Below are 16,030 nucleotides of genomic sequence, written 5' to 3' on the forward strand. Positions count from 1 at the left end.
GTAGAACCAGAGGTATAGATTACATAGGCCAGATCAGCAGACCGGTTTGCACGCACAGGATTACTGGAAGGATAATTCCCTTCGAGCAACAGAAACTTCGCCAATTCCTGCGCATCAATCAGCACTTTACAGCCACTGTCTGCCAGCATATAATCAATCCGGTCCTGCGGATATTCCGTATCAATGTGGACATAAGCCCCGCCCGACTTTAAAATCCCGAGCATGGCCACTAAAGACCAGTGGCTCCGTTCGAGGCAGATGCCAACCAGATCATCGGCAAGCAAACCATATTCGCTGCGCAGGTAATGGCCCAAACGGTTCGCCTGTGCATTCAGGGCAGAATAACTCAGCGAATGCTCCTCAAAAACCAGCGCGATGGCAAGTGGAGTGCGTTTTTCCTGATCTTCGAACAGCGAAACAACCGTATCCTGATCCCCAACATGAGCCCCCGCAACAGGCCAGTGACCCATCAGTGCCGACTGCTCTTCTGCAGTCAGAAAATCAAGGTTCTTCAGCGCAACTTCAGGAAAACGGAGAACTGCTGATGCCAGCTGCTCGAGATGGGTACACATCGCTGAAACACGCCCTTCACTGTAAATATCACTATTGTAAATCAAACTCAACTGAAGTTCTTCACCTAATTCCTGAAAACTAAAGGTCAGGTCAAATTTACTGGCAACCTTCAGCTCCTCCTGATAGAGAGACAGGCTAGCATTGCCTGGTTTTTCTTGTACATTATTTTCTGCCAGTAACATCATTACATTGAACAACGCACTCCGGCTCCTGTCCTGTTGAAGCGGAAGTAAATTAACGAGCTCATCGAATGGAAATGACTGGTGTTCATAAGCATCTAAGGTTAGCTTTTTTGTTGCAGTAAGTAGCATCGAGAAATTGTCCTTTCCGCTAAAACGCATTCTCATTGCCAGCGTATTCAGGTAACAACCAATCTGATCTTCTAAACTTTCATGCTCCCTTCCGGCAATTGGGCTGCCAATTACGATATCTTCCTCGCTAGTATATTTATACAGGAGGGCACTAACCAGCGACAATAAAGTCATATACAGCGTACATCCCCTCTCTTTAGAAAATCTGATCAGCTGTTTTGCGGTAGCAGCATTTATATTTTTGCGAACTACTCCCCCATTATGGGTTTTTATCGCAGGCCTATTGTAATCTCCATGGAGTAAAAAAACAGGTATGTTCTCTGAGAATTGGTTCAGCCAGTAAGTTCTGGAGCCGGCCATTATATCAGTGTTTAACAAATCCTGCTGCCACACGGCATAGTCCTTATAATGAATGCTCAGTGCTTCTGGTCTATAGGCATTTCCGGAAATTTCTGATTGATAAAACAAGAGCAACTCCCTGTTCAGAATCTCCATTGACCAGCCATCGCTCACGATGTGGTGCATTACTGTTACAATAACCCATTTATCTGCAGAAATCCGTATTACACCGGCTCTTAACAAAGTATCTGCAGCAAGATCAAAAGGCTGCTGCCTTATTTTTTCTACAATATCGCCTAAAGAATTTCCAATTTCCAGAACAGCTGTAGAAATTTGAAAATCTACTTCTTCAGGTAAACGGATATACTGAAAAACATTTCCATATTCGTCTTCTTTAAATACGGTCCTCAAACTTTCGTGCCTTTCGATTAAAGCAGAAAAAGCTGCTGTTAAAGCGGCTATATCCAGTTCTGCTTCGTATACATGGATATCTGAAATATGATATGCAATACTGGTATCCGAAAACTGGCTCAAAAGCCAAAGTCTTCTCTGAGAGGAAGACAAGGGATAATGGGGATTAGGGCTGGTTGGCACAATGCCCAAATATTTTGTTTGCAGGTTTTTTCTGATAAATAAAGCCTGATCCGTCAGAACAGAATGATCAAAAATGTTTTTCAGCCCTATTTTTATTTTAAAGCTGCGCTGCATCATTCCTATCAGTCGCATTGCTTTAAGGCTATTTCCGCCCAGTAAAAAGAAATCATCATTGGCACTGATTTCCTTCCTGCCGAGTACTAATCCCCAGATGCCCGCCAGTTCTTTCTCCAGTTCATCTGCCGGAGCAACATATACCAATCCTGCTCCTATATAGGATTCCGTATTTCCCGCAAGGTACTGCCGGTCTATTTTTCCATTCTGGTTCAGCGGCATAGAGGCCAGCTGCACATAATATCCGGGAATCATATAAGCAGGGAGTTTCTCTGCCAAGAATGCCTTCAGAACAGGCACACTTACAGTTTCTTCGCCAACGAAGCAGGCAATCAGTTCCCTTTCACCGAAATCGTTTGCATCTGTAGCAATTACAGCAACCTCCAACAAACCTTCATAAGTGTTAAGCACACTCTCGATTTCGCCCAGTTCAACCCGGTTTCCACGGATTTTTACCTGGTTATCTTTCCTGCCCAAGAATTCAAGGTTACCTGAAGGTAGCCATCTGCCATAGTCGCCGGTTTTGTAAAGCATCCCCTCATGATGAAAAAGATTAGGTACAAATTTTTCTGTAGTTAGCTCCGGATTATTTAAATAACCCGAGGACAAGCCTGAACCAGCGATACAGATTTCGCCAGGTATATCTACCGGACAAATCTCATTACTGCCATTTACTACATAGATGTTAACATTGGCAATGGGTTTACCTATCGGAATATTAGGCAAGTATTCTGACACAAGAAAACTGGTGCTAACCACCGTGTTTTCTGTAGGACCATAATTATTAGTAACCTGATATTTTTGTTTAGTAAAAGATTTTAGTCTATCTCCTCCAACCAGTAAATGTCTTAAGGAGGAATGGTCAGCCTGCATAAATTGTTCAGCAATCTGTGTTGGTAAAAATGCGATACTAACCTGATGCAATTCCATGTATGCCCTCAGTTTTTCCATATCCAGCCGAATCTCTTCAGGTACCATAAAAAGGCCTGCACCTGTTAGTAAATAAGGGAACAACTCCCAAACGGCAGCATCAAAACCAAGGCCTGCATATAAAGTTGCGCGATCTTCGTTGTTCACCGAAAAAGCATCAATATGCCAATAGCATAAATTAACAAGTGCATCATTGTGAACCACTACTCCCTTAGGATTTCCGGTAGAACCTGAGGTATAAATCACATATACAGGAGTGGAAAGACTTCGTGAAGATGGGATATCAGCTATATCAAAGTCGTGCTGTTTAAGTAAAAAATCAGTTAATAAAGCCTCGTCTATGACCAATCTGCAACAGCTGTCGTTAATCATATAATCAATCCGTTCGGCCGGGGTATTGTGGTCTATAGGTAAATATGTAGCCCCGGATTTTAATACGCCGAGTATCGCCGCGACTACCCAGGCTGTTCTTGGCAGGTTAATGCCCGCCAGTTCTCCTGGTTGAAGATGAGCAGAAAGGCGCAGGTAGGCAGAGAATTGATTCGAGAGCTCATTTAATGTCCGATAGGTGAATGTTGTTCCTTCGTAAAAAATGGCTGTATTGTCGGGCGACAACTGCACTTGTTTATCAAATAAGCTGAGGATACACTGGCCCTTAGGGAAAGGAGCTGCTGCAGATGTAACCTGCTTTAGCATGCGCTGCTTTTCTAGCTCGTCAAATAAAGAAATCCTCTCAATAGAAACATCAGGTTTATTAGAAAGCTGCTCCAAAACAAAAGAAAAACGTGAAGCAAAACGTTCCATAGTTTCTCTGTGAAAAATAGCAGAGTTGTATTCAAAATGAGCGGTCAGCATGTCCTCTGATTCCGTGAAAGTGAGAACCAGATCAAACTTATTGTTTGGCACAACAACATCACCGGTATAATTGCTGATTATCAGATCGTCTGGCGTTTTCTGAGCAATACCCTTACCTTCCTTGTCTTGTTGGAGGGTAACCATCACATCAAAAAGAGGATTTCTACTTTTATCGTAGGGCAGATTAAGCTCTTCAACCAATGCCTCAAAAGGATATTCCTGATATTTGAATGCTTCCATTGAGGTATCGCTAACCTTTGCCGAAAGCTGACGATAGCTTTCGGTTTTACTAAATATGATTCTCAGTGCCAGCGTATTCAGGTAAATACCGATCTGATTCTCAAGATCAACATGTGACCTGCTTGACACAGGAGTGCCAATAATAATATCTTCCTGTTCGGTGTATTTATATAATAAAATGTATACGGCCGTAAGCAAACCAGTAAATAAAGTGCCGCCGTGTTCATGGCTAAGAAGTTTTATCTTTTCTACGGTACGCTGATCGACAAAACTTATAACGCTCCCCCCTTCATTCGTTTTAATTGCCGGCCGGATTTTATCTGTTGTTAACTCGAGTACAGGTAAGGCCCCTTTAAACTGTTTGAGCCAGTAAGACTTATAGCTGGTTAAAGCCGCTTCAAGCTGCTGGCGCTGCCAGGCGGCGTAATCTTTATAATGTATCATTAAGTCCGGACGCGAGTCTGGTACTTCATTTCCATGCACATGATAATAATACAACAGTTCATTGATCACCACATCCATTGACCATGCATCGCTAATGATATGATGCATCACAAATACAAAAATCCATTTGTCTTCTGCAAGTCTGAACAACACAGGCCGGAATAAAGGACCGTTCACCAGATCAAACGGAATTGAGGCACATTGCCCCAATAAATCAGGCATATCCGGATTTTCAATATTTCTGAGATCACTGTGCAGAATTTCTACATTACAATCCTCGGAATTCCGAATGAATTGCTTTGGCTCTCCCTCTTCATTTACAATAAAAACAGTCCTCAGAATTTCATGTCTGTTCAACAGGCTTTTCAAAGCAAGCTCCAGTTGCCCAGTTTGTAGATTTCCTGACAAATCCTTTACGAGGAAAATATTATGGGCAATATTTCCCTCCTCTAACTGACTCATCAACCAAATCCGCTTCTGACTGAAAGAAAGCTCATAATCTTCCTGAACACCAGTTTGAGGAATTGTAGAAGAACTCTTCTCCTTGCCTTTGAGCATCAGGATAATGCCCTCTTTATTTACTTTCAACGCTGTTTTCTCTTCCTCAGAAAGAAGACCTACCTGTCCTGATATTTTTAAATTATTCCCCGCAGGATCGGTATGAATTCTCACGCCCTTTTCCTTACAGCTTAATAATAATGCTAACAAGTGCTTCATTCTAAAAAATTATTTCATTGTCACCATCAACGATGGATTCATTTTCAGTTTCCATCCATTGTACAGTCTCCACATAGTCAGACAGATGTGCGATTGTGGCTTCTGTAAACAGGTTTTTCAGATCTACTTTTACACCAAACACCTCATGTATACGTGACAGTACCCTGGTTGCTTTAAGGCTATTTCCCCCCAGATCGAAGAAATTATCTTTGATTCCTATTTTTTCCTTTCTGAGCACCTCTTCCCAAATCGCCGTAATCCGCAGATCAAAATCATTGCGCGCAGGTGTATATTCAACAAGGTTCGACTTGGTTAGTTCCGGATTAGGCAAGGCTTTCTTATCTAGTTTTCCGTTCTGATTAATAGGAAATGCAGGTAGGTTGACTAAATAAGCAGGGATCATGTAAGAAGGAAGTACCTCAGCTAGTTCTTGGCGAAGAGGCAAATCGACTTGCTGAACGCTGATATAATAAGCTACCAGCTCATATTCTTCTTCCGCATTTTTGACCGGCAATACTATCGCGTCCGATACTCCCTCAATACGTTTCAATGCGGTTTCAATTTCTCCAAGTTCAATGCGATGACCAGCTATTTTTACCTGATCGTCCTGACGTCCGATGTATTCAAGATCTCCATTGGGCAAAATTCTTGCGAAATCTCCCGAACGGTACATCCTGTCGCCTTCTGTCAATACATTCCGGAGAAATTTCCCGGCCGTAAGTTCGGGTTTATTTAAATACCCCCTGGCAAGACCCGCACCACCTACATATAACTCTCCAATTACCCCGATAGGTACCTTCTTTAAATCACTATCCAAAACATAACAACTCAGCGTCGGAATAGGTAAACCCACATTACTTATATTTTCTTTAATGTCCTGAGACAGGATTTCCTTAAAGGTCACGTGTACAGTGGTTTCCGTAATTCCATACATGTTTATATTTTTACATAGGGGTACGAGATCATGCCATTCCCTCAATATTTCCGGAGCTAATGCCTCTCCACCAAAAATGAGGTACCTCAAGGTAACAGGGGGTACCGAAAGCCGGTCCCTGTTAATCTGCATTAAACTGCGAAAGGCAGTTGGCGTTTGATTCAATACCGTAATCCCCTGCTCCAGCAGGAATTCATAAAATGAAGCACTATTCTGTGCCACCTCTTTTGGTACAATAACCAATGTACCACCGGTTAACAAAGCACCAAACATTTCCCATACAGAAAAATCAAAGGCATAAGAATGGAATAAAGACCAGTTGTCGCTGACGTTAAAATCAAAAATATTTTCTTCATTATCGATCAGCCTGGTCACATTTCTGTGCTCAATCATTACTCCTTTAGGTTTTCCTGTAGTGCCTGAGGTATAAATAATATAGGCAAGGTTTTCCGGTTGCACATCGGCCTGGCCACCTTCACCGGTATATGATAAAGCTGAAATATCCAGGTACTGGATCAGCTCCTGATATGGCGTTAATTTTTCAGGAAACGTGGCGTCAGAAAGGATCAGTTTACTAGAACTGTCTTCCATAATGTAATCAATTCTGCTCAGCGGATAAGAAGGATCAACCGGAATGTAAGCTGCCGCCGACTTTAGCACTGCGAGGATACCGATGATCATCCATTCATTTCTCTCAAAATAAAGTGCCACCAACTGCTCAGGTTGTACCTTATACTCGTTAATTAGTACTGCGGCAAGTTGCCCGCTTTTCTCATCCAGTTCCCGGTACGTTAGTTTGATATTGTCTGCGATTACTGCGATATTCTCAGGGAAAAGCCTGGCCTGATGTTGAAAAGTGCTCACGATGGTGGCCGTTTGATAATAATTCACCATTGTCCGGTCGCAGGAAAGGTAAACTTCATTATCTCGGGCATCTGTTACACTAAGATCTTTAACCGCTATGTCAGGATTTTCAGTAACCTTTTCACATAAAGAAGCAAAATGCAGTGCCAGCCTGCTAATGGTTTCTTTTTTAAAAAGATCCCTGTTATATTCTACTTCCAACGAAAGCCCCTCGGCCGACTCCGAAAAAGAGAAAGTAAGGTCATATTTGGCAATGCCTGAAGGATAAAGAATACGTTCAAATTTAAGGTCATCTGTTATGCGCTGGGAAGCCGCTTCCATCAGCGTATCCCGATTCTGCAGCACAAGCATCACATCAAATAATGGTGATCGGGACTGGTCTCTTTCTAATTCAAGCGCTTCGATCAACAATTCAAAAGGGAGATCCTGATGATCAAACCCTTCAAGCATCAGCTCTTTCTCCAGCTTCAATAAAGACAAGAAAGAGTCCTTAGGATCTATGATGGTACGAATCGCAAGTGTGTTGACAAAGAAGCCGATTTGGTCTTCCAGTTCTTCATAATTCCGGCCCGCCACCGGAACGCCAATTACAAGGTCGTTCTGGTTGGTATACTTTTTAAGTAATACATTCATCACTGCCAATAAGGTCATGAAAAGGCTAACTCCCGAATTCGAGGATAATTGATACAAGCTGTTACTCAAGGCTGTTGTGAATTCGAGGTAATGAGTAGAGCCATTATAGGTTTTGACAGCAGGTCTGTTAAAATCAACAGGCAATTCAATTACTGGAAGCACTCCTGCAAACTTATTTTTCCAATACGCCAACTGCTTTTGGATCTGCTCAGCCTGCACTGCTGTTTTTTGCCAAACTGCATAATCTTTGTATTGCAGCGGTAGCCCAAGTAAACCTGCTATGCCATTTACAGATAGGTTATGATAGGCCTGAATAATATTCTTATACAATACCAAAACAGACCATCCATCGCTGATGATATGGTGCATGTTGAAGGAAAGTATCTGACGGCTACCTGTTGCTAATACAAAACAATTCAGTAAGGGACCTTTTTCTAGATCAAATGGGGTTTGCCACCTATTCTGCAGAAAACGTGCTTCTTCTTCAAGAGAGAGAGTACTTTCCAGAACTATCTCCTCAACAGAAAATCGGATGGCTTCAGGTTCAAGAATAATTTGCTCCGGTTCAAGTCCCTTATTCGAAAAAATGGTTCTTAATATTTCATATTTTCTGATCACCTCGCGAAATGCATCTTCCAGCAGATCAATGTTTAACTTACCAATAATTTTGAACGCAGCAGGCATGTTATAGGCCTTTGAAGCTTCTTCAAAGCTAATTAGTACCCACAAACGCTCTTGAGCATAGGAGATCGGATAATGATCAACAGCTGCTGCCCTGGATAGTATAACTCCGGCTGACTTCGGTTTTTGATCTATAATCCTGGCCTGCTCTTCTACAGTAGGGTAACTGAATAACTCGTGTAAAGTTAAGTCTTTGGCAAACGTTGCTGCAATCATCGTTCTTAATCTGGTGGCCTTTAAGCTATGTCCTCCAACGTCAAAAAAATTATTATTGACTCCCAAATCCCGAAAGCCAAGAATCTCTTTCCACAAATTAAGGAGTAGAACTTCAGTATCAGTCTCCGGTGATTTGATCACCAAATGTTCGCTAACAATTGCAATAGGATCCGGCAGCTGGCTTTTATCAACTTTGCCATTTGTATTTAAGGGTATGCTGTTCAGGTTGATGATATAATCAGGAACCATATACACTGGCAGCGTTTGTGTTAGAAAGTCTTTCAGCAATACCGAAGAAGGCATTTCATCTGATACACAATAAGCTACCAGATATTTATCCTCGCCTATTTGCCTGATTGCAACTACCGCTTCAGAAATTAAGGGATGTTGTTCCAGTTGAAACTGTATCTCTTCAAGCTCAATACGAAACCCTCTTAACTTAACCTGATCGTCTTTTCGCCCAAGAAATTCAACATTTCCATCGGCTAACCAGCGTCCGAGATCACCGGTTTTGTACATTTTAAACTCTGGAAGGAAAGGATTATCCAAAAACCTTTCAGCCGTAAGCTCCTCTTTATTAAAATAACCTTTCGCTACAGATTGCCCGCTAAGATAAATTTCACCCTCAATTCCGGGCGGAAGCAGGTTCTGATCTTTATCAAGAATGTACAGATGTGTAAAACCAACCGGCTTTCCAATTGGTACAAAATGATAATCATCCGGTTCAAACCGATAAATGGTACTGTAGGTCGTATCCTCAGATGGCCCATATAAATTTCTGACCGCTATATTTGAGTAATCAATTTCTTTTTTCACTTTAAAAGGAACTGCTTCTCCCGCCATATTGAGCGCAGCCACACCTGCCCAGTTGACCCCTTCCTCCAGTAAAGTTCTCACAACAGAAGGAACAGTATTGATCATCACCCTGTTCTCTCGTTTCAGATATTTGGGGATTTCTGTCCCTGACTGCAATATCCGAATCGTCTTACCATGAAGTAAAGGGAGGAAGAACTCGAATACCGAAAGGTCAAAGCAGTAAGAGGTTGCCGCATACAAAATTTCATAATCAATGGCTGCAAACTCGTCCATCGCCCATTTTAGGAAAGCAATAGTATTCCGCTGACAAATCTGAACACCTTTAGGTGTACCTGTCGAACCAGAGGTATAAATTAGATAAGCGGTATGCTCTCGGAAATCGGAGGAATCATTATTAATTTCACCAACGTCTCCTGACGTCTTCAGATAGTCAATATGTAATACCTTTCCCTTGTAATCTTTAGGAAGAAGTCCCATACCTTCATCATCTACCAGAATCAGGTCAAGCTCTGCATCCGCAATCATATAGTTAATTCTAGATGCAGGATAACGGATATCAATCGGTACATAAGCCCTTCCCGTCTTGAGGATGGCCATAATGCTGATAATCATCCATTCAGAACGGCTTAGTAACAAACCGATGTGTGCATTCATCGCTAATCCATCTATTTTTTCAAGATATCCTGCAGCGCGATGATAACAGGAAGCAAGTTCCTCGTAGGAAATGCTCCGTTCATTTGTTACAATAGCATTGTTGTTTTTATATCGCTTAAGCGAAGGCTCAAGTAATCCTGCTATATTTTGCTCATCAATAGTGTCTATCGGAGTATTATATTGATGAAGAATCCTTTGTTTCCATTCACTTGAAATGATTTCAATATTTTTAACGCGGCCTTCTGGATTGGCCAGTACCTGATAAATGATATGGACAAAAGCTTCAAAAAGCAGATTAATCTTATTTTTTTCAAAAAGCCTTGTGGAATATTCAATTTCGAGAAAATATTCGTTTTCCGGATCCTTGTCAAAGTAAAAACTGAGATCAAATTTCGCTGCTCTTTTTTCACCCTCAGACTTGTGATCATCATCATCCAAATAAGCATCTAACATGCCAAGCTCAAAACCATATTGCTGGGTAATATTAATCGTTCCGTCACTAATCGCGGTATTTTGAAGTACCATCATCACATCGAATAAGGGATTTCTACTGATGTCCCTTTTTAAATTCTGATCGTCGATAATTTTGTCCAGTGGATATTCTTGGTAATCAAAAGCTTTAAAAGAATGCGTAGAGATCCTGTTCAGAAAATCAATAAATGATTCATCTGGAATAATGGAGGCAGACAAGGGCAGGGTATTGATGTAAAGACCAATCTGATTTTCCAGTTCAAAATGGTTTCTTCCCGACACAGGAGTGCCTATAACGATGTTTTTCTGACCTGAAACTTTGTATAACAATACAGTAAGCACAGCGCGAAAGAAGTTAAAAACAGTGACGTGTTTAACTTTACAAAAGTCGCTTATAGAATTATAAAAATCCGCAGCGAAAAAGTATTTTGAGAAAGCACCTTCATAACTCTTAATATCCGGTCTGTTAAAGTCAACTGGCAAATTTATTGGCTCGGTTATTCCCTCAAACTGGCTCTTCCAGAAATTTTTAAAATCGGCTCCTTTTATACTGTTAATTTTTTGATCCAGCCAAGCGCTGTAATCTTTGTAATGCACTTGCAATTCCTCTAGAACAGGTTCGGTTTTTTCACAACACACCTCATAAAAATGCATTACCTCCTTTACAAGCACCCCTACCGACCAGCCATCTGAAACAATGTGGTGGATCCCAAAAATCATGGCGTATTCTTCAGGAGAAATCCGAAATAGTTTTACGCGCATCAAGGGACCATTTGCTAGATCAAAATCCCAGTTAACAGATTTTTCTACTTCGTATCTGAGGTATGACTTAATAGACTCCAGCTTACTAACGTCCTCATATTCAATTTGAAATTTCAAATCAGGTAAAATCACCTGTCTAGGTTCTCCGTCAATTACTCTAAAAACCGTTCTCAAACTCTCATGCCTCTGAACAGACATATGAAATGCTGCTTCTAGATGATTGGCTTCTACAAAACCTTTCAAATAAAATCCTTTTGTGATTGTGTAAGCAGTATGTCCCCCCTCAAATTGATCCATAACCCAAAGCCGATACTGTGCATTAGACAAGGGATAACTTTCCTGCACAGCAACTCGTGAAATTGGTGTATAAAGCAACTGATCGTTAGAATCTTTTAAAAAAGTAAACAATACATCTTTATTCTTCTTAATTTCTTCAATCAGTTCTTTCGTTAAGGACCTGGTTTCTCCAACCAACTTGAGTTGCCCATCCTCAAGCTTTGGAACTACCTTATGTTTTTTTAATATGGCGATGATCTCTAGTGCATTCATAGGATGATTTCCTTACCTGAAGATTGTTCATTTTTCAACCACAACATATTCTCAATTAAACCGATTAGACCTGGCAGTGTATTCGCCTGGAACATCAAGGTAGTATCGATATAAATGTTCAGATCTTTGTTTATTGTATTGATCAGTTCCATTGCCCTCAAAGAATCGAGTCCGGATTCTGTCAGATCCGAATTTTCATTCAAATCACTAATATTTAATCCATTTACCTTAAGTCTGATTACGAGCAAAAGGTATTTTTTTATACTTTCATAGTCCCCAAGCTGCTTTACTTCTTCGATTAACAGTCCAATCCCCGCTTCGGAAACAGGTTTTTCATGTTGATCAATCTTTGCCTTAATTATTTTGAAAAGGTTTTGATGATACAACTCGGCACATTTCGTTCTCTGTAGTTTCCCACTAGTTGTTCTGGGGATCCCAAGCGGGGAAATCAGCAAAATGTTATAGGGGTCAATCCCAAATATACCATTGACAATTCCATCGGCTTTTTTGATCAATGCCACTTTATCAAGCTCCTGAATTGCTGTTCTTTTAATCTCAATAGCAATTACCAACCTACTTTCGGTACCCGGAAGAAGAAATGCAGCTACTCCGTTTAAGCCAATAGCCTCATTGAGTTTGGACACATGCTGTTCTATGTCGCCAGGATAAAAATTCTGGCCACGAATAATGATCATTTCTTTTAAACGACCACTGATAAAAAGCTCATTATGAATAAGAAAGCCCAAATCACCCGTCCGAAGAAACCGGATTCCTTCAGCATGGTAAAACAAATGCTCTTCAGGTTTGTTCCAATATCCTTTAGTTACACTCTTCCCAGCGATACATACTTCTCCTTCAAGGTTTTCATCTGTTATTGACGAGCCTTCAGGAGAAAACAACCGTACATCCATCTCAGGTGCAACTGTTCCTGAACTAATTAGCAAACGGGTATTTTCACCAATAGTATCCAAAAGCGCTTTTCTATTATTTTTCGTATTCCTTGTGACGCGGATCATCTCCTGAGGCGATTTTTTTGCGTTCCTGCCAGATACTAAAAGAGTTGCTTCGGCAAGACCATAACAAGGATAAAAAGCATCATAGTCAAATCCGGAATCTTTAAAATGTTTAGAAAAGCGTATCATCGTATCATTAGAAACAGGTTCGGCTCCATTGTAGGCGACCTTCCAGCTGGATAAATCAATATCCTTACATGCAGATGCTGCAATTTTATCTACACATAAATCATAAGCGAAATTGGGTCCTCCACTGTGCGTGACTTTGTACATAGAGATGTACTGCAGCCATTTTAATGGCGTTTGAATAAAATCCATTGGAGGCATGAGAATACAGGTCGATCCTGTATAAATTGTATGTAGTATATTTCCAATCAGTCCCATATCATGGTGAAAAGGTAACCATGAGAAAATAACGGACTGTGCATTGCAGCCAAATGTTTCCTGTAGCAACTTTTGATTGTGTAACAGGCTTTCAGTTGAAACAATAACACCTTTAGGATTTCCAGTAGAACCGGAGGTATATTGAACAAACGATATTTCGTGATGAGGTACTGCAATCTCCCGGCCAACCAAACTTGAAATACTCAATTCATCTGTAGCAAGCAACAGCAAATCTTCTATTTCCTCAAACTTGAAAAGGCTGGATTCTATCGAATCACGGACTTTGGCATTACAAAGTATAGCAGCTGCATTGATGTCATGTTGAATAGGAACTAATCTTTCCAATTGCCTATCTCCTTTGAGATAAGGCAGAGGAACCGGAATCAAGCCTGCCTGCTGACAGGCAAGAAATGTAACTAGAAATTCATACGCGTCTTGATAGATCAGAAATACAGGCTTACCAACGCCAACAATTGCTGCAATTCCCATCGAAAGCCGACGTACTTTCAGGTACAGTCCAGCATAAGAAATACATTCTTCAGTAGCAATTGCTGATTTTAGAAATACGAATGCCTTCTTCTCCGGAGTCTCCTCAGAAAAATAGCTCAGACAATCAAGAATACTTTTACAGTTAACAGAAGTAACAGGCATTAATAAAATGGAATAAAAACTAATCGGCAACCGTTAAATATTCATATGGTAATGTTGCGGTAAGGCTCCTCTGCAAGACATTGAGTTGTACCAGAGCCAATGTGGAACCGTTCACTTCTATGAAATCGCAATACCTGCCCACAAATGGTCCTTTTTGTATCAGTAACTGCTGACCTGTAGAAAACCTGCTGTTTGAAACACTGATATTCTCTCCAAAATCCAAAAGCATTTGTATATCATTAATAACTTTTTCATTAACTCTTGATACGTTTTTTCCGGTTTTAAGAAAATAAATCACACCGTCGAGACCCGTGGCGGTATAGTATTGAGCCAGTTCCTTGATATAAACAAAGATATAAGAAGGGAAAAGTGGTGTTTTTACCATCTTCTTTCGATCACTCCAAGTCTTTATCTCATTTCTTACCGGAAGAAAGGACTCGATCTTTCGCTCTTTAAGTTGGTCTTCTACTTTTTTTTCGTGACGAGGCCTAGTATAAATAACGAACCAGCCGGGATTAAAATTATTCATAAAATATACAATATGGATGTTGGCTTATGATAATTTAAGGAAAAACCTGCTATTTTGACATAGCTATCGCTAGATCAAGTCACAATATAGTTCATAATTATGCGACACTTGACCTGTTTGGGATTCTGATTTGTATCAAATTTCTCCAAACGCCCTACTTTAAAAATTGCAATAGTATAATTCCTTATTTCTAATAAGACTATTATTTATTACCTGATAAATAGATTGTATTTTAACACAAATTCTTCTTGGCAACATTTTATTATCTAGTATTCTTAAACACGTTACATATTGTTAACCGAATCTAAATTACACGATGTTCCCATCGTAACAATATTAGTTAATCTACGTTTACATACCAGGTTTAGAGACAGACATAACTCCCAATTTAATAAAGTTTAAATTATCTAAGATATTTGCTTTTTTCAATTTTTAATATTATTTAATATTGCGCTAATGTTTCTCTCAGTTAACATATTGATTCATTATTCCCAAATTTCTATTCTTAAATTTTTTATTTTTGAACCTTTAATCAAATGAAAATTGTAAATAAAGAATACATAATAATTAGTCAATTAAAGATATTTTATGAATACAATTTATATAGTTATTTTTTAATAATGTTAAATGCATATATTTATACATTTCTTAAATTAAATTTAGACATTAAATAATAAGATATCCATTTAGATTTATCAAACGGGTCAAATCCGGTACGTAATGCTATTTTTTGGGGACGAAGCAAATCGATAGATTTTAATTAAAAAAAATGGAGCCTTAAATTATTTTTCCTGAGATTATCCAGCCGAATTGGTTTAATTAAAATGGAAATAAATTGATTACACCTATGCTAATAAAAATGAATTTACGGTTAAATACCGTGTATTATTAATCTTGACCAATTAGAATTTATGCCTCAAAGATGTATTGTGATTGATGACGATTTAGATGCGATAGAAGAAATAAATGAGTATATTATAAATACGCCGGAACTAAAATTGGTTAAAGCATTTTCCGATTCAATCGAAGCACTAAACTATATTAAGGAAAATGGTATGTTCAATCTGGTCTTTATGGATGTTGACATGCCAAAAATGAATGGTATCGAACTTTCGGGTATTATCAGAAATCAAACTGAAAAACTGATTTTCACTACAAGTCATGCAAAGTATGCGCTTGAGGCATTCGATGTAGAAGCCGATGCTTTCTTGTTGAAGCCTTTTAACTACTCAAAGTTTTTTTCCGTGGTCTCTAAGTTTCTAAAGCCAAAAGAACTGAATAAAAACATTGAAGAGGATTATTTATATATAAAAAACAAATCAGAAGATTTGAAGATGGTGAAAGTGAGGTTTGCTGACATTGTTGCCATAGAAAGTTTAGCTAACTACATCAAAATCTACACTGTTGATTCTAATATCGTAACCCATCTTAAACTGAAAGAAGCCAAAGAAATTTTTAGTAAATATAATAATTTCATGCAGCTGCACAGGAGTTTTCTAATTTCGAAGAACCATATTAATTCAATCGAAGGGAATATACTCACCATGAGCAACGGAAGTAAATTTACTATCGGGGAAATTTTCAGAAAAACACTAAGTAACTTTCTTCTTGAAAAAACATTAAGACCCATCCAGAATAAATAATGGATGGATCTTAGCTTTTAGCCTTGCAAAAGCCACCCGGTTGCAGTGTATGTCAAGGTATCAAGGGTAGGATCGGACAATAACCTTTTTTTCGTTCTAAAGGATTTAAAATA

General features: G+C 39.5%; 5 protein-coding genes. 1 reads left to right on the forward strand and 4 read right to left on the reverse strand.

Translation table 11 applies throughout. The features are described 5' to 3' along the window. From BCL90_RS20890 to BCL90_RS20905, 4 genes are all read right to left on the reverse strand, one after another. Positions 1–5,117, reverse strand: a 5,117-nt coding sequence (locus BCL90_RS20890; protein WP_121286853.1) for a non-ribosomal peptide synthetase, incomplete at its 3' end; no start/stop codon positions are given. 1 nt (position 5,118) lies between these two features. Further along, complete coding sequence (locus tag BCL90_RS20895) at positions 5,119–11,697, reverse strand: non-ribosomal peptide synthetase (protein ID WP_121286854.1); 6,579 nt, start codon at positions 11,695–11,697, stop codon at positions 5,119–5,121. Further along, positions 11,694–13,745: an AMP-binding protein gene (locus BCL90_RS20900; RefSeq protein WP_121286856.1), complete on the reverse strand. Its 2,052-nt coding sequence runs from the start codon at positions 13,743–13,745 to the stop codon at positions 11,694–11,696. The genes BCL90_RS20895 and BCL90_RS20900 overlap by 4 nt, the downstream gene beginning before the upstream one ends. Before the next feature lie 19 nt (positions 13,746–13,764). Next, positions 13,765–14,274 (reverse strand): UpxY family transcription antiterminator, encoded by a 510-nt coding sequence (locus BCL90_RS20905; RefSeq protein WP_121286858.1) that lies wholly within the window; start codon positions 14,272–14,274, stop codon positions 13,765–13,767. Between the two features lie 911 nt (positions 14,275–15,185). Between BCL90_RS20905 and BCL90_RS20910 the strand changes: the two genes are divergently transcribed. Continuing rightward, the gene (locus tag BCL90_RS20910) at positions 15,186–15,917 is read left to right on the forward strand and encodes a LytR/AlgR family response regulator transcription factor (RefSeq protein WP_121286860.1); all 732 of its coding nucleotides are present in this window, start codon (positions 15,186–15,188) and stop codon (positions 15,915–15,917) included. Positions 15,918–16,030 lie beyond the last annotated feature (113 nt).

The sequence above is a fragment of the Pedobacter alluvionis genome (assembly GCF_003664035.1).
GTDB classification, from domain to species: domain Bacteria; phylum Bacteroidota; class Bacteroidia; order Sphingobacteriales; family Sphingobacteriaceae; genus Pedobacter; species Pedobacter alluvionis.

Bases quoted from the DNA above. Each gene is read 5' to 3' on its own strand.
- BCL90_RS20895 (WP_121286854.1), bottom strand. From the start codon at position 11,697: ATGAATGCACTAGAGATCATCGCCATATTAAAAAAACATAAGGTAGTT.
- BCL90_RS20900 (WP_121286856.1), bottom strand. From the start codon at position 13,745: ATGCCTGTTACTTCTGTTAACTGTAAAAGTATTCTTGATTGTCTGAGC.
- BCL90_RS20905 (WP_121286858.1), bottom strand. From the start codon at position 14,274: ATGAATAATTTTAATCCCGGCTGGTTCGTTATTTATACTAGGCCTCGT.
- BCL90_RS20910 (WP_121286860.1), top strand. From the start codon at position 15,186: ATGCCTCAAAGATGTATTGTGATTGATGACGATTTAGATGCGATAGAA.